At 62.5% G+C, this 16,604-nt stretch carries 15 protein-coding genes; 8 read left to right on the forward strand and 7 right to left on the reverse strand.

From position 1 onward, the window contains the following. Positions 1-82: 82 nt before the first annotated feature. Both JWU58_RS08710 and JWU58_RS08715 read left to right on the forward strand, forming a co-directional pair. A complete protein-coding gene (locus tag JWU58_RS08710; RefSeq protein ID WP_206421771.1) occupies positions 83-2,734 on the forward strand; it encodes a sensor histidine kinase in 2,652 nt (883 codons plus the stop codon). Between the two features lie 48 nt (positions 2,735-2,782). Further along, entirely contained in the window at positions 2,783-3,481 is a 699-nt protein-coding gene (locus JWU58_RS08715; protein ID WP_071173139.1) for a response regulator, read from the forward strand. Positions 3,482-3,605: 124 nt separating this feature from the next. On the opposite strand, the gene JWU58_RS08720 is transcribed toward JWU58_RS08715, so the two are convergent. Beyond that, positions 3,606-4,643 carry a patatin-like phospholipase family protein gene (locus JWU58_RS08720; RefSeq protein ID WP_071173138.1) on the reverse strand — a complete coding sequence of 346 codons (1,038 nt, stop codon included), beginning with the start codon at positions 4,641-4,643 and terminating at the stop codon, positions 3,606-3,608. 214 nt (positions 4,644-4,857) lie between these two features. Here JWU58_RS08720 and JWU58_RS08725 point away from each other — a divergent pair, with 214 nt between their 5' ends. The 3 genes from JWU58_RS08725 (at position 4,858) to JWU58_RS08735 (ending at position 7,041) form a co-directional block, all read left to right on the forward strand. After that, a complete protein-coding gene (locus tag JWU58_RS08725) occupies positions 4,858-5,136 on the forward strand; it encodes a hypothetical protein (RefSeq protein ID WP_016770894.1) in 279 nt (92 codons plus the stop codon). Positions 5,137-5,248: 112 nt separating this feature from the next. Then, positions 5,249-6,010, forward strand: coding sequence for a CHAD domain-containing protein (locus JWU58_RS08730; RefSeq protein ID WP_206421772.1), 762 nt, complete (start codon positions 5,249-5,251; stop codon positions 6,008-6,010). A 236-nt stretch (positions 6,011-6,246) separates the two neighbouring features. Further along, on the forward strand, positions 6,247-7,041 hold the full coding sequence (locus tag JWU58_RS08735; RefSeq protein ID WP_206421773.1) for an acyl-CoA thioesterase: 795 nt from the start codon (positions 6,247-6,249) through the stop codon (positions 7,039-7,041). Position 7,042: 1 nt separating this feature from the next. Here JWU58_RS08735 and JWU58_RS08740 read toward each other — a convergent pair whose 3' ends face one another. The 3 genes from JWU58_RS08740 to JWU58_RS08750 all read right to left on the reverse strand — a co-directional run bounded on the left by JWU58_RS08740 (position 7,043) and on the right by JWU58_RS08750 (position 10,107). Next, complete coding sequence (locus tag JWU58_RS08740) at positions 7,043-7,408, reverse strand: DUF962 domain-containing protein (RefSeq protein WP_016770891.1); 366 nt, start codon at positions 7,406-7,408, stop codon at positions 7,043-7,045. 203 nt (positions 7,409-7,611) lie between these two features. Next, positions 7,612-9,093, reverse strand: coding sequence for a methyl-accepting chemotaxis protein (locus tag JWU58_RS08745; RefSeq protein WP_206421774.1), 1,482 nt, complete (start codon positions 9,091-9,093; stop codon positions 7,612-7,614). Between the two features lie 207 nt (positions 9,094-9,300). Next, complete coding sequence (locus JWU58_RS08750) at positions 9,301-10,107, reverse strand: TatD family hydrolase (protein WP_122751454.1); 807 nt, start codon at positions 10,105-10,107, stop codon at positions 9,301-9,303. 234 nt (positions 10,108-10,341) lie between these two features. On the opposite strand from JWU58_RS08750, the gene JWU58_RS08755 reads away from it, so the two are divergent. The 3 genes from JWU58_RS08755 (at position 10,342) to JWU58_RS08765 (ending at position 12,869) form a co-directional block, all read left to right on the forward strand. Continuing rightward, complete coding sequence (locus tag JWU58_RS08755) at positions 10,342-11,763, forward strand: MltF family protein (RefSeq protein WP_206421775.1); 1,422 nt, start codon at positions 10,342-10,344, stop codon at positions 11,761-11,763. Positions 11,764-11,876: 113 nt separating this feature from the next. After that, complete coding sequence (locus JWU58_RS08760) at positions 11,877-12,311, forward strand: DoxX family protein (RefSeq protein ID WP_016770887.1); 435 nt, start codon at positions 11,877-11,879, stop codon at positions 12,309-12,311. A 249-nt stretch (positions 12,312-12,560) separates the two neighbouring features. Further along, on the forward strand, positions 12,561-12,869 hold the full coding sequence (locus JWU58_RS08765) for a class I SAM-dependent methyltransferase (protein ID WP_206421776.1): 309 nt from the start codon (positions 12,561-12,563) through the stop codon (positions 12,867-12,869). Between the two features lie 6 nt (positions 12,870-12,875). Here JWU58_RS08765 and greB read toward each other — a convergent pair whose 3' ends face one another. Genes greB through JWU58_RS08780 form a run of 3 tightly spaced genes read right to left on the reverse strand, consistent with a single transcriptional unit; the run spans position 12,876 to position 16,595 of the window. Beyond that, a complete protein-coding gene (greB, locus tag JWU58_RS08770; RefSeq protein WP_071173132.1) occupies positions 12,876-13,373 on the reverse strand; it encodes a transcription elongation factor GreB in 498 nt (165 codons plus the stop codon). Positions 13,374-13,407: 34 nt separating this feature from the next. Next, entirely contained in the window at positions 13,408-15,912 is a 2,505-nt protein-coding gene (locus tag JWU58_RS08775; RefSeq protein WP_206421777.1) for an ABC transporter permease, read from the reverse strand. Beyond that, positions 15,912-16,595 carry an ABC transporter ATP-binding protein gene (locus tag JWU58_RS08780; protein WP_016770883.1) on the reverse strand — a complete coding sequence of 228 codons (684 nt, stop codon included), beginning with the start codon at positions 16,593-16,595 and terminating at the stop codon, positions 15,912-15,914. Before JWU58_RS08780 ends, JWU58_RS08775 begins: the two co-directional genes overlap by 1 nt. Positions 16,596-16,604 lie beyond the last annotated feature (9 nt).

Below are 16,604 nucleotides of genomic sequence, written 5' to 3' on the forward strand. Positions count from 1 at the left end.
GCTTTTATGGGACGCAGAGCGTCCCGGACTGCATTCCCACGCAGAGCGTCGGAACGATCATTCGTAAGAGAGAACATCAAGCATGAGCGACTCCGGCCGCGCCGACGCATTGTTAGCAGACCTGCCCCGCGATGGCCGTGGCCGGCTCAAGGTTTTCCTCGGCGCAGCCCCCGGGGTCGGCAAGACCTACGCCATGCTCCAGGCGGCGCACACGCAACTGCGCCAAGGCGTGAAGGTCATCGCCGGCGTGGTCGAAACCCATGGCCGCGCCGAAACCGAAGCCTTGCTCGGCGGCCTGCCGCAGCAGCCGTTGGTGCGCAGCGAATACCGTGGCGTGCTGCTTGAGGAAATGGACCTCGACGGCATTCTCGCGGCCAAGCCGAAGCTTGTGCTGGTGGATGAACTGGCCCACAGCAACGCCCCCGGCAGCCGTCACGCCAAGCGCTGGCAAGACATTCAGGAACTGCTCGCCGCCGGCATCGACGTGTTCACCACGGTCAACGTCCAGCACCTGGAAAGCCTCAATGATCAGGTGCGCGGCATCACTGGCGTGCAGGTGCGCGAAACCCTGCCGGACTGGGTCCTGCAGGAAGCCTTCGAGCTGCTGCTGATCGACCTGCCGCCGCGCGAATTGCTCGAGCGTCTGCGCGAAGGCAAGGTCTACGTGCCGGAACAGGCCCGCGCCGCCATCGATGCGTTTTTCACCCAGACCAATCTCACCGCACTGCGTGAACTGGCGATGCAGACCGCTGCCGCGCAGGTCGACAACGATCTCGCCCAGGGCTATCGCCAACTCGGCCAGGCCGCGCCGGCGGTGCGCGGGCGTTTGTTGGTCGGCATCGACGGTGATGCGCAGGCCGAACGGCTGGTGCGTCACGCCAGCCGCGTCGCCCAGCGCCGGCATCTGCCGTGGAGTCTGGTGCATGTCGACAACGGCAGCGCCCGTGATGAGCAATCGCGGTTGCGCCTGCAAAGCGCCCAGCAACTGGCCGAACGCCTCGGTGGCGAAGTGGTGCTGTTGCGTGCCGGCGAGGTGGCGAAGACCCTGATCCAACACGCCGCCGAACGCCGCGCCAGTCTGTTGCTGGTCGGCCAGTCGCGGCCGCGCTTGCGCCGTAGACTGTTCGGCGGTGGTCTGGCGGCGCGCCTGCTGCGTCAGGCGCACGGTCTGGAAATCAACGTGCTCGACAGTGATCACGAGCAGCACCAACCGCGCACGCGTAATTCAGTCACGCTGGTGTGGTTCGACTACGCGCTGGCGCTGGTCGCGACGTTGTTGGCCACTGCCTTGGCTTGGGCGGTGTCGAGTGTGTTGCCGTTGCCGAACATCTCGCTGGTGTTTCTCGCGGCGGTGTTGCTGGTGGCGGTGCGCAGTAGCCTCGGCCCGGCGCTGGCCTGTGCGGCGTTGTCGTTTCTCACCTACGATTTTCTGTTTATCCCGCCGAATTTCTCTTTCAGCATTCAGCGCGAAGAAGACGTGCTGACGCTGCTGTTCTTCCTGTTGATGGCGGCGCTCACCGGCAACCTCGCGGCGCGTCAGCGGCGGCAGTTGCAGGCTTTGCGCGATACCCAGGAAGAGACCAGCGAACTGCTCGACCTGTCGCGCAAACTCACCGCCGCGACGGATCGCCAAGCCGTGATCAGCGCTGCCGCGCAACACCTCGAAGGCTGGAGCGATGTGCAATTGTGCCTGCTCAACCGCGACGGCCAGGGCGGCTGGAAAGTCGAAACCGGCGGGCCACTGCAATTCACCGAGGCCGAACGCGCCGCCGCCGATTGGGCCTGGCAACACGATCAACCGGCGGGCATGGGCACCGGTACCTTGCCGCTGGGCCGTTGGTGGTGGTGGCCGTTGTCGGTCGAGGACGGGCCGCTGGCGTTGCTCGGCGTTTGCGCCAAGGAAGGCCAGAGCTTGAGCGGTCAGCGCCGGCGCTTGCTCACTGCGCTGAGCCAGCCGCTGGCGCAAGCCCTGGCCCGCGCGCAATTGGCCGATGACCTCGAAGCGGCGCGTCTGCACGGCGAAACCGAACAGTTGCGCAGCGCTTTGCTGGCCTCGGTGTCCCACGATTTGCGCACGCCGCTGACGGCCATGCGCGGCAGCATCGACAGCCTGTTGGCCCTCGGCGAAGCGATCCCGCTGGAGGATCGCCGCGAGCTTCTTGAAGGCACCCGCGATGAGGCCGAACGCCTCGACCGCTACATTCAGAACCTGCTCGACATGACCCGCCTCGGCCACGGCGCCTTGAAGCTGGCGCGCGACTGGGTATCGCCAGCCGATATCGTCGGCAGTTCGCTCAATCGCCTGCGCGCCGTGCTGGCGCCGCTGCAGGTCAGCACCGAAGTGCCGGCCGAGTTGCCGTTGCTCTATGTGCACGCGGCGCTGATCGAGCAGGCGCTGGTTAACGTGCTGGAGAACGCCGCGCGATTTTCGCCCAGCCATGGTCGCCTGCAACTGCGCGCCGGTGCCGATGAGCAGGAGATTTTCTTTTCGGTCAGCGATGAAGGCCCGGGGATCCCTGAAGAGGACCGAGCGAAGATTTTCGACATGTTCTACACCGCCGCGCGCGGTGATCGCGGCGGGCAGGGCACGGGGCTGGGGCTGGCGATCTGTCAGGGCATGGTCGGCGCCCACGGCGGGCGTATTTCCGTGGCTGACGGCATCGACGGGCGCGGCACCTGCATCACCTTGCACCTGCCGTTGCAGGCACAACCGGGGATGGACGGTGAAGCTTGAAGTCGACTGCGCTACTCTCTTGCCAATCTATTGTGTTGATGTGAATTCATGAGCCAGACCGCGACCATTTTGGTCATCGACGACGAACCGCAGATTCGCAAATTCCTGCGCATCAGCCTCGCTTCACAAGGCTACAAAGTGCTCGAAGCCGGCACCGGCGCTGAAGGCCTGGCACAAGCCGCGCTGAGCAAACCGGACCTGGTGGTGCTTGATCTCGGCCTGCCGGACATGGACGGTCAGCAGGTCCTGCGCGAACTGCGCGAGTGGGCGACCACGCCGGTGCTGGTGCTGTCGGTGCGTGCCAGTGAAGGGCAGAAGGTCGAAGCGCTGGATGGCGGCGCCAATGACTACGTGACCAAGCCGTTCGGCATTCAGGAATTTCTCGCCCGAGTCCGCGCGTTGTTGCGTCAGGCCCCGGCGGGGGAGGCGCAGCCGGCGGCGCTGAGTTTCGGCCCTCTGACCGTGGATCTGGCCTATCGGCGCGTGCTGCTCGATGGCGCCGAAGTCGCCCTGACCCGCAAGGAATACGCCGTGCTCGCGCAACTGGCGCGGCATCCGGGGCGGGTGATCACCCAGCAGCAATTGCTCAAGGATATCTGGGGGCCGACGCACACCGAGGACAGTCATTACCTGCGCATCGTGGTCGGGCATCTGCGGCAGAAACTGGCGGATGACCCGACCCGGCCGCGGTTTATCGTGACTGAGGCGGGGGTGGGGTATCGGTTGTTGAGTGAGAACGGCCTGTAGCTTTGTAGTGGCCGATCCGGCGCTTTCGCGAGCAAGCTCGCTCCCACATTTGGAATGCATTCCTCTGTGGGAGCGAGCTTGCTCGCGAAGAGGCAAGAATAAACACTGAAGGACTTTCAGGATTTCAACCCTGCTCCTGCTCATACCGATCCAGCGTATCACTGGCAATCTGTCTGCCCAGCGCGATCAACTCCGGCGCCTTGTAGAACTCGAAAAACCGGCACACCCGCTTCGGCACGTTGATCAGGATATCCGGCGGATACCCGGCAATCTTGTACTGCGCCAGTGAGGTCTGCATCACCTCGAAACTCTGGTTGATCAGATCCAGCAACGACGCCGGCCCGACGTTATCGATGATGAACGAACCGGTGGCGGATTTCGGTGCGCCTTCGCGTTCCGGGGCGGCGGCCGGTTGCTGGCTTTCCGGTTCGACGCCTTCGAGCCACGGATTGATCTCCGCTGCCTCGGCGCGCAGGGCTTCCTGTTCCAGCTTCAACAATTGCTCGGCCTGTTTACGCCGGAACGGCAACTTCGAACCCATGGATTTGATCAGGCTGTCGAAGCGCGAACGGAACGCCGCCGGTCGCTCGATCACCGGCAACTTGTACTGGCGCTGATTGGTGGCGTTGAGGTTGACCGCGATGATCAGGTCGCAATGGCTCGATACCACCGGAACGATCGGCAACGGATTGAGAATGCCGCCGTCGACCAGCATGCGGTTGCCCTGCATCACCGGGGTAAACAGGCTGGGAATCGCCGCCGAGGCGCGCATGGCCTGATGCAGGCAGCCTTCCTGAAACCAGATTTCCTGCTGGTTGGTCAGATCGGCGGCGACGGCGGTGTAGGGGATGCGCAGGTCTTCGATGTTGATCTCGCCGACGATCTTGCGGATCTGCCCGAAGACCTTTTCACCGCGAATCGCGCCGAGACGGAAACTCACATCGACCAGGCGCAGCACGTCGAGGTAATCAAGGCTTTCGATCCAGCGCCGGTACTCATCCAGTTTGCCGGCGGCATAGATCCCGCCGACCACCGCGCCCATCGAACAACCGGCAATGCAGGCGATGTCGTAGCCGCGTTTTTCAATTTCTTCGATAACGCCGATATGGGCATAGCCCCGGGCGCCACCTGAGCCCAGCACCAGTGCGACACGCTTTTTCATCAAACTTCCTCCCGACAAGCCTGCACAATGCACGCATCGGCCAAGCGGCTCAATCGCCAAGGTCGTTGCGCGAAGCGGTGACGTCGTTTTTCGCTCGCGGCACACGCTTGCGCGCTATGCTCTGCGCCACGTGGTTTGACCGGTCAGCGAGGCACTTTTTCGCCGCTTGACCGTCTTACCTGCACGACTGTTGACCTACCTTGAGGTGTGAGTGATGAAAGCCTGGATCTGTGTACCGTTGATGGCTCTGGTTCTGGCCGGTTGCGCCGGCAAAACCGCGTACCGCGACAGCTGCGGCAGCCAACTCGACGCGGCCTGGCACGAACTGGACCTGGCCAAGGCTGAAGGCTTCGCCGGCACCGTCAGCTATTCCAAAGCGCTGTCGCTGCTGACCGCCGCCAAGACCCAGCAACAATTCGAAGGCTTTGAAGGCTGCAGCAAGAAAGCCGAAAAAGCCCGCTTCTACATCCGCGAATCCCGCGCAGGACGTTAAAAAAGCAGCTGCAAGTTTCAAGCTGCAAGCGGCAAGCTCAAAGCGACCCCATTCAGCTTGAAGCTTGAAGCTTGTAGCTAGAAGCTTGCAGCTGTCTACGGAGTAGACCCCCATGATCGATCGCTTGGTGGCTCATGTTTTGAGCCTGGATGTGCGGCTGCTGGCATGTCAGGCGCGCTTGACTGCGCGCACTGATCCCGAGGCGCTGCATGATTTGCGCACTACGGTGCGGCGCTTGCGCAGTCTGTTGCGGCCGTTGCGCGGCTTGCCGGGAGTCGAGCAACTGGAGGCGGCGGCTTCGGCAGTGGGTGATCTGACCACGCCGTGGCGTGATCGCGAAGTGCTCGCGGCATATCTGCTCGAGCATGATCAACCCGAGGCTGCACAGCATCGTCTGGCGCAAATGGCCGAGGCGTATCCGGCGCTGGCGGCGAGTGCGGAACTGGCTTCGCTGCTGATGATTCTCGACGCGTTTCCACGATTTTTGCGCGCGTCCCAGCGTCAGGGTCTGCTCAAGGATCTGGATAAACGCATTGAAAAACGCTTGGGCAAACAATGGCAGAAGCTCGATGCGGCGCTGCACGATCCCGCCCATGACCGCCATCGTCTGCGCCTGCTGATCAAGCGCGTACGCTATGGCATCGAAGCCTATCCCGAGCTGGATCGCTTGCCGAAACCGGCTTACAAACGCCTGAAATCGGCGCAAGGCGCACTGGGCGATTGGCACGATTGCTGGCAATGGCTGGCCCGCGCCGAGCAGGAAGCCGATCTGCAACCGTGCGTGGCCACCTGGCAGGCCGGGTTGATCAAGGCAGAGCTGAAGGCCGATCAAGTGCTGGAGAAGCTCAGCGCGACGTGTTTCAAACACTCCTGAAGATGGCTCTGTTCCCCTGTGGGAGCGAGCCTGCTCGCGAAGGGGCCGTGTCAGTCGCAATCGTTGTCGACTGATCGACCGCTTTCGCGAGCAGGCTCGCTCCCACAAGGTGATTTGTCGCTTGAAGGAATCGGGCCAAGGCCTATCTGTCAGCCCATTTGACCGGAATAGACGCTGCGCCGCCGCCCGGGGCTGGGTAAGATCCGCGCATTCCTTTCTCGTTTTCCGAGGTTGCCATGCGCTTTTGCGATCTGCTCGATGCTGTCCGCCAACAACCTGAAGTGACCATCCCCGCAGAATGGGGACAGGGCCGTGCGAGTTTTGGCGGGCTGGTGGCCGCGCTGCAATTTGAAGCCATGCGCGCCAAGGTGCCGACGGAGCGCCCGGTGCGTTCGCTGGCGATTACCTTTGTCGGCCCGGTCGAGCCGGAAGTGCCGGTGAGTTTCGAAGTCGACGTGCTGCGTGAAGGCAAAGCGGTCAGCCAGGTGTTGGGCCGCGCCATGCAAAATGGCCAAGTGGTGACGATCATTCAGGGCAGCTTCGGTGCCTCGCGGCCTTCGGAAGTCGCCGTCGAAGCCTATCCGGCGCCCACCATGAAACACTGGGACGAGTGCCAGGAGCTGCCCTACATCAAAGGCGTGACCCCGGAATTCATGCGCCATCTGGCGATGCGCTGGAGCGTTGGCGGTATTCCGTTCTCCGGCACGGCGTCGCGCTTGATGGGCGGCTGGGTGCGGTTGCGTGGGGATGTCAAAGAGGAGTCGGTCAACGAGGCGCATCTGCTGGCGCTGGTGGATGCCTGGCCTCCGGCGCTGTTGCCGTATCTGAAGAAACCGGCACCGGGTAGTACGCTGACCTGGACCATCGAATTCGTGCAGCCGTTACACGACTTGAGCACGCTGGATTGGTGCCAATACCTGGCCGACATCGAGTACGCAGCCGACGGCTACGGCCATGTCGCCGCGAAGTTGTGGAGTGCGAAAGGGGAGTTGATTGCCATGAGTCGGCAGACCGTGACGATCTTCGCCTGACTCAATGCCGACGGTGGCGCTCACGCCAGGCGCGCCACCAGCCACCGCTGAGAAAGAACCGCGGAAAGGTCAGAAACTGCTCGACCAGCAAACGTGACACGGCATCTTTGCGATCACTGAACGGCTCGGAGGCTTGCGCCTCCAGGCCGTGACCGTGGCGCTGCAGACCCAGCGCCGCGATGATACCGATCACGCCGATGGCGACGCTGGCCAGGCTCAGGCTGAACACCCCCGACACGATCAGCAGAAACGCCACGATGAACAACGGCACGGCAATCAAGTGCAGGACCAGATTGGTCGGATGCTGATGGTTGCCCGGGTACGCGCGCCATTGCCACGCGGGAAGGTTGGGGTGACGTTTGCCCATGTTTGCTACTCCTCGATCCATGTTGAACTTCATGGTTGAAGAATAGGCCCGGGTGCGGTGGGCGGCGAATCAAGGTTGGCTATTGAAGTGATAGCCGTCATCGCAGGATTCGATGTAGATGCCTCTGACGCTTTCGCGAGCAGGCTCGCTCCCACATTGATTCAATGGTGCATGTGGGAGCGAGCCTGCTCGCGAAAGCGGACTCACAATTTCAACTGACCTATCGCCTTGTTCAACTCCCCGGCCAATGTCGCCAGCTCATTACTGGTCGTCGCCGAATCCACCGTCTGCTGCACGGTATTTTCAGTCACGTCACGAATACTCACCACCGCCCGGTTCATCTCCTCGGCAACCTGACTCTGCTGTTCCGCCGCCACGGCAATCTGCGTGTTGCTTTCGCGCATCTGCGCCACCGCTCCGGTGATTTCCGCCAGCGCCGCGCCAGCCTCCTGCGCCTGCTGCACGCAGTCGTCGGCCTTGTATGAACTCTCCTGCATGAAATCCACCGCATCGCGGGTGCCGGCCTGCAACGCGGCGATCATGCCGGTGATCTCGTCGGTGGACGCCTGCACGCGCTTGGCGAGGTTGCGCACTTCATCGGCGACCACGGCAAAGCCGCGCCCCATCTCCCCGGCGCGGGCCGCTTCGATCGCCGCATTCAGCGCGAGCAGATTGGTTTGTTCAGCGATGCTGTGAATCACGCTGACCACGCCGTTGATCTTCTGGCTGTCCTCGGCCAGGCGTTGAATCATTTCTGCCGTCTGCTGCACGCCGCTGGACAACCCGGCAATCGATTGCTGCACCCGCGCCACCACCTGCTGACCGCTGCCGGCGAGGCCATCGGCGGTTTTCGATAGATCGCGGGTGGCGCCGGCGTGTTGCGCGATGTGATAAACGGTGGCGGTCATTTCGTTGATCGCGGTGGCAGCCTGGTCGGTTTCGCTCTGCTGGCCGAGCATGCCGTGACGCACATCATTCATGCTCGAGGCCAGCCGCGCAGCGCCGTCATCCAGTTGTCGCGCGGTGCTGGCAACGGTGGTTACGACGCGTTGATAACCGGCCTGCATGGCGTTGAAGGCATTGGCCATCTGCCCGACTTCGTCCTTGCCCACCAGCGGCACACGAGCAGAAAGATCGCCGGTTTTTTCAACGTGCAGCATCACGTCTTTCAACGTGTTGAGCTGGCTGAGCAGAAAGCGGATCAACAGTTGCGAGGCGCCGAGCATCGCCAGCATCAGGACGAAGACCGCCAATGCATAGTTGGCGAAACGCTCGCTAAACACCTGGCTCAGGCTCGGGGCATAGGCGATGACGGCCACTTGCTCACCGTCGGCACGGCTGAACACTTCGGCGCCCATCAATGGGTTGTCGCCGAACAGTGGCATTTCATTGATGGCGTTCCAGCCGTTGCTGCCGCTGATTTCCAGCAGCGGTTGATCATTGAGACGCGGCGCTTCACCGCGCTTGAAGCTCAGCACCTGAGCGGACTTGGGCAACGGTTGCCCGGTCGGCCAGGCCTTGAGCAACTGCGCCTGCGCCTGCGCGGACACCTGCGCGGCGTGGCTACGGGCCTGTTGTTCGAGATGCACGGCGTACAAAACCAACAGCAGGGTGGTGACAAAGGCGACCGCGTTGACCGCCCAGAATTTATATTTCAGCGAGATGTTGCTAAGCCAGGCACCCATGGAGGTCTTCTCTGATAGCGGAAACAGTTTTGGCAAGGTGCCATTATTGTGCCGCTATGCAGATTCGGGAGTTTTGATATGAATCAACAGATGCCGAGATCTATTGTGGCAGCGAGCCTGCTCGCGAAAGCGCTGCGTCATTCAGCCCATTTGTAGCTGATCCACCGCCTTCGCGAGCAGGCTCGCTCCCACAGGGGAAGTGTGCAGTCAGATGAGAATGGGGAGTTTAAAGAACGCCCGGGCACACGCGGTGGTATGTGCGGCCAGCGCTTCCTCGGTCTCGCCGCGATGCAACGCCACCTCGCGCAGCACTTCGCTCAGATACGCCGGTTCGTTGCGGCCGTTTTTCGGCTTTGGCCGCAACGTGCGCGGCAGCAGATACGGCGCGTCGCTTTCCAGCATCAGCCGTCCCGCTTTGATCTCTTTGACCAGCGGATGCAGATGCGTGCCCCGGCGTTCGTCGCAGATCCAGCCGGTGATGCCGATGTGCAGATCCAGATCTAGGTAGCTGAACAAAGCCTTTTGCTCGCCAGTGAAGCAGTGCACCACCGCCGCCGGCAGTTGATCGCGGAAATCCTTGAGGATCTCCAGCAGGCGCTGACTGGCATCGCGCTCATGCAGGAACACCGGCAATTGCAGCTCCACAGCCAGCGCCAGATGTTCTTCCAGGACCTTTTCCTGTTGCGGGCGCGGGGAGAAATCGCGGTTGAAATCCAGCCCGCATTCGCCCACCGCGACGACGCTGGATTCGTTCAACAGACTGCGCAGGCGACGCGCGCTGTCAGCATTCCAGTCGCTGGCCGAATGCGGGTGAATACCGGCCGTGGCGAACAGCCGTTGGCCGCTTTCATCCAGTTGCTGGCACAGTTCCAGCGCCTGCTCGCTGCCCTCGACGCTGGTGCCAGTCAGCACCAGTTGGCAGACGCCGGCGGCGTAGGCGCGGTCGAGCACGGCCTGGTGTTTGTCGGCGAAACTGGGGTTGGTCAGGTTGACGCCGATATCGATGAGTTGCATGGTGCTACCTCGGGCCGAAGGCCGGAAAGCATATCAGAGCTGTAGATTTATAAGAAAAGCCAAGAACTACAAAGACTTATGGCTGTCTGTTGAGGCCGCGAAGAACTCCGGGGTGGCGACGATGCCATCACTGTGCCAGTCTCTCGCACTTTACCAGCGCTCAGAGCGCTCTGTTTTCGTCGGTGATGTCGTCTTTTTTGCGACGAATCGCCCCGTATTCTTTTCGGAGAGTGGATGCATCGTCCCTCGGTTCTGCTGCTGTTGTGTGCTGCGTTGCTGCTGCCGATGACGGCGGTCGCGCGCCTGCCCGGGCCGCTGCAAGCCGTGCCGGCGAGCAAGGTTCGTGACCTCTCGGACATTCGCAGCAGCCGCGTGTTGCGAGTGTTGGTCAATCAGAGCCGCAACAGCTCCGGCGAGGTCCAGGGCCAGGCCATCGGTGTCGAGTACCACCGACTGCGCGCGTTCGAGCAATACCTCAATGGCCATGCTCGCGACGGCCAGGAAGTCACCCTCAAGATCATTCCCAAAGCCAAGGATCAATTGCTCGGCGCCTTGCAACGCGGCGAAGGCGATATGGTCGCGCCCGGTGAATTGCTCGATCTGCCATCGGGCTATGCAGTGGCCAGCAGTGAGCCGATTGCCAGCAACGTGCCGCTGGCGCTGGTCGGCATCAAGGGCCAGCGCCGTTACACCAAGGTCGAGCAACTGTCCGGCAAAACTTTGGCGCTGCCCACCGGTAGTGCGGCGGGGGAGGTGGTCAGTCAGCTCAACCAGAAACTGGCGCTGCACAAACTCGCGCCGATCAATATCGAATGGGTCGATCCGACGCTGGCGGTGGAGGATGTGCTGGAGATGGTTCAGGGCGGGATTTTCCACCTGACCATCGTCGAGCAACCGATTGCCGAACGCTGGGGCAAGATACTGCCGAAGCTGCGCCTTGATCGGCATCTGAGCCTCGGCGAGCCGGGCGAGGAGCATTGGTTCGTGCGCCGCGATGCGTCGATGTTGCGCGCGAGCATCGATCGCTTCCTCACCGGTTACAAGAGACCGTCGGACGAAGACGCGGCGTTTCTGCGCATCTATCGACGCCTGTATCAAGTACACAATCCGCTGGCCAAGGCCGATCGCCAGCGTCTGGAAAAACTCCGTCCGACCCTGCAAAAGCACGCCGATGCGCAGAACATGGACTGGCTTAACCTGGCGGCGCTGGCGTTCAAGGAGTCGCGTCTGCAGCCCAACGCTCGCAGCGGCAGCGGTCCGACCGGGCTGATGCAGATCACCCCGTCCGCCGCGCAGCGGGTCGGCGTGAGCAATATCCAGAATCTCGATGCGAATGTGCAGGCCGGCGCCAAGTACCTGGCGATGATCCGCCGCAAGTTCTTCAGCAGCCCGAAACTCAACGAGCGTGAGCGCATGGCCTTCACCCTCGCCGCTTACAACATCGGCCCCGAGCGCGTGCAGGGTATGCGCGCGGAAGCCCGCCGCCGTGGCCTCAATCCCAACCAGTGGTTCTTCCAGGTCGAGCGCATCGCCATGGAGCAGGTGGGGATGGGCGCCGTCAGCTATGTTAATAGCGTGAACAAGTATTACCTGGCATTCGACCGGGAGCGTGAGTCGCTCGAGCCCCGGCAGCAGAAAGTGGTCACACGGAAATAATCTAACAATTCGATTGTTATGGAGAAATTTTTGCGCTTTAAACATGAAATAAACTGATTAATATAGCGACCAACCCAAACACACAAACACTTCTGCACAACAAGGAATGCACCATGAGCTCTCTGATCAACAAGGTTCTGTTCACCCGCGCCGGTTACGGCCTGACTGTCCTGCGCATTGCTGTCGGCGTGATCTTCGCCGCCCACGGTTCGCAGAAACTCTTTGGTCTGTTCGGTGGTTACGGCTTGGCCGGCACCGCGCAATGGATGGAAAGCATCGGCCTGACCCCGGGCTATCTGATGGCCTCGCTGGCCGGCGGTACCGAGTTCTTCGCCGGTCTGGCGCTGATCATCGGCCTGCTGGCACGCCCGGCGGCACTGGGTCTGGCGTTCCTCTCGCTGGTGGCGATCTTCTCGGTGCACATCGGTAACGGTTTGTTCATGGCCAACAACGGTTATGAGTTTGCTCTGGCTCTGCTGGCCGGCAGCATCGCGGTACTGATCGAAGGTGCCGGCAAGCTCTCGGCGGATCGCGCCATCGCCGGTTGAAGGCTCTGGCGCAAGGCAAAGGCCCGCATTACGCGGGCCTTTTTTTGTTGCGGGGGATTCTTGACACTGGTCGGTCACGTTCTCTAGGATGTTGCCCATGCGCCGATTTAAACAGCTACTTGCGGGGCGCCAGGTGACTTCTACAGTTACCGTCAGAAGCCGGAACAGGGCTTCGAAATACCGCTAAAGCGCTGGTTCGGTGTTGCCTCTCACCTGCCATGCAGACTTTTGAGGCAGAGACACGACACGATGAACGCACTACGCCCTCCAGCACGTCCCGCGCCGATCACGGCACATGTCATCCAGCGCAACCCGAAAATCCTTCTTGGCGGCAAACACCAGCCGACGCTGTTGCGTTATCTCGATGGCTGGCCACGTCGCAGCGGCGGTCCTGCCGCGTTCCTGATCCAGTTTGTCGATGACGGCGAGTCGCTGGCGCGTTTCGCGACGGACAGCTTTGATCTGGCGGTGATTCAGGCGCCGAGCGCAGACGACGCGCCGGAGATGATCAAGCAACTCACCCGCGTTGCGCGGCAGGGCCTGATCACTCGGCGCTGATGGTGCTTACGGGTATTCAATCGCAACGATGTAAACGAACTGCTCGCCGGTCGGCGTCTGCACCCGCACTTCCGCGTCGAGTGCCTTGCCGATCAGCGCGCGGGCCAGCGGCGAGTCGATGCTGATCAAACCCTGTTTAAGGTCCAGTTCATCGGGGCCGACGATGCGGTAGCGCGATTGCTTGCCGTCTTCGTCTTCGATGGTCACCCAGGCGCCGAAATAGACCTTGTTCGGATCGCTGGGTTTTTCGCTGACCACCTTGAGCGCTTCCAGGCGTTTGGTGAGAAAGCGCACACGGCTGTCGATTTCGCGCAGCATCTTCTTGCCGTAGGTGTACTCGGCGTTTTCCGAGCGATCGCCCTGCGCGGCCGCTTCACTCACCGCCTGCGTGACCTGCGGGCGACGCACATGCCACAACTCATGGAATTCGGCGCGCATCCGCGCTTCACCTTCAGGGGTGATCAGCGCGGTGCCGGCGGTGCGGGGAGGGCGATAACGGCTCATGGCGACTTCTTGTGATTAAGACCGCGTGAGTCTATCAACCCTCGCGCAACACTGTCAGCGGGCTGGCGTTCAACGCCCGACGGGTGCCGAACACGCCGGCACCACCGATCAGCGCGGCGCCAATCAGCGGTAGCACCAGCAGCCATGGATGCGGATGCCATGGCAGATCAAAAGCGAAGCGGTACAGCACCAGACTGACCACCTCCGAACCGATCGCCGCGAGCAGACCGCTGACCGCACCCAACAAACCGAACTCGATACGCCGCGCCTTGATCAGCAACTGCCGCTCGGCGCCCAGCGCACGCAACAGCGCCCCTTGGCGAATGCGTTCATCCAGCGTCGCTTGCAGACCGGAGAACAGCACCGCCATCCCCGCAGCCAAAACAAACAACAACACATATTCCACCGCCAGGGTGACCTGAGCGAGGATGCTGCGCAGCTGTTCGAGCAAGGCTTCGACCTGCAGGATGGTCACCGCCGGGAAGGTCCGCGACAGCTCGACGATCTGCTGATCATGCCCAGGGGCCAGGTAGAAACTGGTCAGGTAGGTCGCCGGCAGATCCTTCAGAGTGCCGGGCTGAAAGATCATGAAGAAGTTCGGCTGGAAATTGTCCCAGTTGATCTCGCGCAGGCTGGTGACCTTTGCTTCGCGATTGACCCCGCCAACGCTGAACACCATGTGATCGCCGAGTTTGAGTTTCAGGCTTTCGGCCACCTTGCCTTCCACCGAAACCCCCGGCACGTCGTCGGACGGCTGGCCGCTCCACCACGAGCCGGCGGTGAGCTTGTTGCCGGCCGGCAGATCCGCCGCCCAGGTCAGGCTCAGGTCACGCTGAATGGCGCGGTCACCGGCGGAGTCCTTGCTGACGATTTGCTGCACCGCCTCGCCATTGATGCTGATCAGTCGTCCTGGCACCACCGGATACAACGGCGCCGCTTGCGCGGACACCTTGATCAGGTGATCGGCGAAAGCCTGTTTGTCCGCTGGCAGGATATTCAGCGCGAAGTAGTTCGGCGCGTTTTTCGGTAGCTGGTTCTGCCAGGTGTCGAGCAGTTCGCCGCGCAGCAGCGCGATCAGCGCCATCGACAACAGGATCAGACCGAACGCCAGCGACTGCCCGGCCGCCGCCAATGGATGCCGCAACAACTGGCCAAGGCCCAGACGCCAGGGCAACGAGGCGCGGGCGAGCAGGCGGCGCAGGCTTTGCAGCAGCAACAACAGCAGGCCGCCCAGCACCAGTGCGGCGACCACGCCGCCGCCAAGCAGGGCGAAGGTCAGCAGCAGGTCGAGGCTCAGGCGCCACATGATCAGGCCCAGCGCACCCAGCGCCGCGCCATAGACCATCCATGTGCTCGAGGGGATCGGCAGCATGTCGCGGCGCAACACCCGCAGCGGCGGCACGCGACCCAGTGCAGCCAATGGCGGCAAGGCAAAACCCGCCAGCGCCACCAGCCCGGTGCCAATCCCGGCCATCGCCGGAAACAGCCCGCCCGGCGGTACGTCACTTGGCAGCAAATCATGCAGCAGGGCGAACAGCCCCAGTTGCGCCAGCCAGCCGAGCAGCGCGCCACTGATGGCGGCAACCAGGCCGAGCACGGTCAGTTGCAGGCTGAACAGCACCATGGTTTCCCGGCGCGACAAGCCGAGGCAGCGCAGCAAGGCACTGGCGTCGAAACGTCGACTGGCGAAACGGTTCGCCGACAACGCCACGGCTACGCCAGCCAGCAATACCGCAACCAGACTGGCCATGTTCAGGTAGCGCTCGGCCTTGCCCAGCGCGCCGCCAATCTGTCGGTTGCCGTCGCGGGCATCCTGGATTCGCTGGTTTGCAGCGAGGCCCGGTTTGATCAACTCACGATAGGTTTCCAGCGTCTGCGGTTCACCGCGCCACAGTTCTCGATAGCTTACCCGGCTGCCCGGTTGCACCACGCCGGTGGCGGCGAGGTCGTCAAGATTGATCAGCACCCGTGGCGTCAGGCTGTAGAAGTTGCCGGCGCGATCCGGCTCGTAGGTCAGCACGCGGGTCAGCTTGAGCGTCTTCATGCCGACGTCGATGTTGTCGCCGATCTTCAGATCCAGCGCAGTCAACAGACGCGCCTCGACCCAGGCTTCACCGGGTTGCGGTTCGCCGCCGACTTCTTCCTGGGCAAAGGGTGCGGGCGCGCTCTTCAGCTCGCCACGCAGTGGATAGGCGCGGTCGACGGCTTTGATGCTGGATAACTGAATGCCGTTGTCGGTGGCAATGACGCTGGAAAACTCCACCACTTGTGCATGATTCAGGCGCAGTTCGGTGCCGCTGCGGATTTGCTCCTCGCGGGCCGGCGAGCTGCCTTCAAGGACCAGATCGGCACCGAGAAACTCGGTAGCGCGCAGCATCATCGCGCCATTGAGGCGGGCGCCGAAGTAGCCAATCGCGGTGCTTGCCGCGACGGCCACCACCAGCGCAAAGAACAACACGCGCAGCTCACCGGCGCGGGCATCGCGCATGAGCTGGCGCAGGGCAAGGCTGAACAGACGCAACAGCGGCAGACGTGCCATCAAGGCTCCAGAGGGGCGACCAGCAGCCCGGCTTCAAGACGGATCAGGCGCCGGCAGCGATGGGCCAGGCGTTCGTCGTGGGTCACCAGCACCAGGGTGGTGCCGCGTTCCTTGTTCAATTCGAACAGCAAGTCGCTGATGCGCTCGCCGGTGTGGCTGTCGAGGTTGCCGGTCGGCTCGTCGGCGAACAGCACGTCCGGTTCGGCCGCGAAGGCGCGGGCGATGGCCACGCGCTGCTGTTCACCGCCGGAGAGCTGGCGCGGCGAGTGGGTCAGGCGCTGGCCAAGGCCGACGCGCTGGAGCAATTGCGTGGCGCGCTCGCGGGCATCTTTGCGGCCGTCGAGCTCAAGCGGCAGCATGACGTTCTCCAGCGCATTCAGGCTGTCGAGCAACTGAAATGACTGGAAGACAAACCCGACGTGCTCGGCGCGGATTCGTGCGCGCTGGTCTTCGTCGAGATTGCTCAGGCCCTGGCCGGCGAGAGTGACTTCGCCGCTGCTCGGCAGGTCGAGGCCGGCGAGCAGGCCGAGGAGGGTGGATTTGCCGGAACCGGACGCGCCGACGATGGCCAGGCTGTCGCCCTTGTTCAGTTCCAGGCTGAGTTCGTGCAGGATAGTCAGTTCACCTTCCGCGCTAGGGACCACTTTGCTGAGGTTCTTCGCGGTGAGAATGCTTGCGCCCATGGAGAATCC

This window comes from Pseudomonas atacamensis, from assembly GCF_017167965.1.
Classification (GTDB): Bacteria; Pseudomonadota; Gammaproteobacteria; order Pseudomonadales; family Pseudomonadaceae; genus Aquipseudomonas; species Aquipseudomonas atacamensis.

What these genes read in the sequence shown, in the direction of transcription:
- JWU58_RS08710 (WP_206421771.1), top strand. Translation starts at nt 83, where the DNA reads ATGAGCGACTCCGGCCGCGCCGACGCATTGTTAGCAGACCTGCCCCGC.
- JWU58_RS08715 (WP_071173139.1), top strand. Translation starts at nt 2,783, where the DNA reads ATGAGCCAGACCGCGACCATTTTGGTCATCGACGACGAACCGCAGATT.
- JWU58_RS08720 (WP_071173138.1), bottom strand. Translation starts at nt 4,643, where the DNA reads ATGAAAAAGCGTGTCGCACTGGTGCTGGGCTCAGGTGGCGCCCGGGGC.
- JWU58_RS08725 (WP_016770894.1), top strand. Translation starts at nt 4,858, where the DNA reads ATGAAAGCCTGGATCTGTGTACCGTTGATGGCTCTGGTTCTGGCCGGT.
- JWU58_RS08730 (WP_206421772.1), top strand. Translation starts at nt 5,249, where the DNA reads ATGATCGATCGCTTGGTGGCTCATGTTTTGAGCCTGGATGTGCGGCTG.
- JWU58_RS08735 (WP_206421773.1), top strand. Translation starts at nt 6,247, where the DNA reads ATGCGCTTTTGCGATCTGCTCGATGCTGTCCGCCAACAACCTGAAGTG.
- JWU58_RS08740 (WP_016770891.1), bottom strand. Translation starts at nt 7,408, where the DNA reads ATGGGCAAACGTCACCCCAACCTTCCCGCGTGGCAATGGCGCGCGTAC.
- JWU58_RS08745 (WP_206421774.1), bottom strand. Translation starts at nt 9,093, where the DNA reads ATGGGTGCCTGGCTTAGCAACATCTCGCTGAAATATAAATTCTGGGCG.
- JWU58_RS08750 (WP_122751454.1), bottom strand. Translation starts at nt 10,107, where the DNA reads ATGCAACTCATCGATATCGGCGTCAACCTGACCAACCCCAGTTTCGCC.
- JWU58_RS08755 (WP_206421775.1), top strand. Translation starts at nt 10,342, where the DNA reads ATGCATCGTCCCTCGGTTCTGCTGCTGTTGTGTGCTGCGTTGCTGCTG.
- JWU58_RS08760 (WP_016770887.1), top strand. Translation starts at nt 11,877, where the DNA reads ATGAGCTCTCTGATCAACAAGGTTCTGTTCACCCGCGCCGGTTACGGC.
- JWU58_RS08765 (WP_206421776.1), top strand. Translation starts at nt 12,561, where the DNA reads ATGAACGCACTACGCCCTCCAGCACGTCCCGCGCCGATCACGGCACAT.
- greB (WP_071173132.1), bottom strand. Translation starts at nt 13,373, where the DNA reads ATGAGCCGTTATCGCCCTCCCCGCACCGCCGGCACCGCGCTGATCACC.
- JWU58_RS08775 (WP_206421777.1), bottom strand. Translation starts at nt 15,912, where the DNA reads ATGGCACGTCTGCCGCTGTTGCGTCTGTTCAGCCTTGCCCTGCGCCAG.
- JWU58_RS08780 (WP_016770883.1), bottom strand. Translation starts at nt 16,595, where the DNA reads ATGGGCGCAAGCATTCTCACCGCGAAGAACCTCAGCAAAGTGGTCCCT.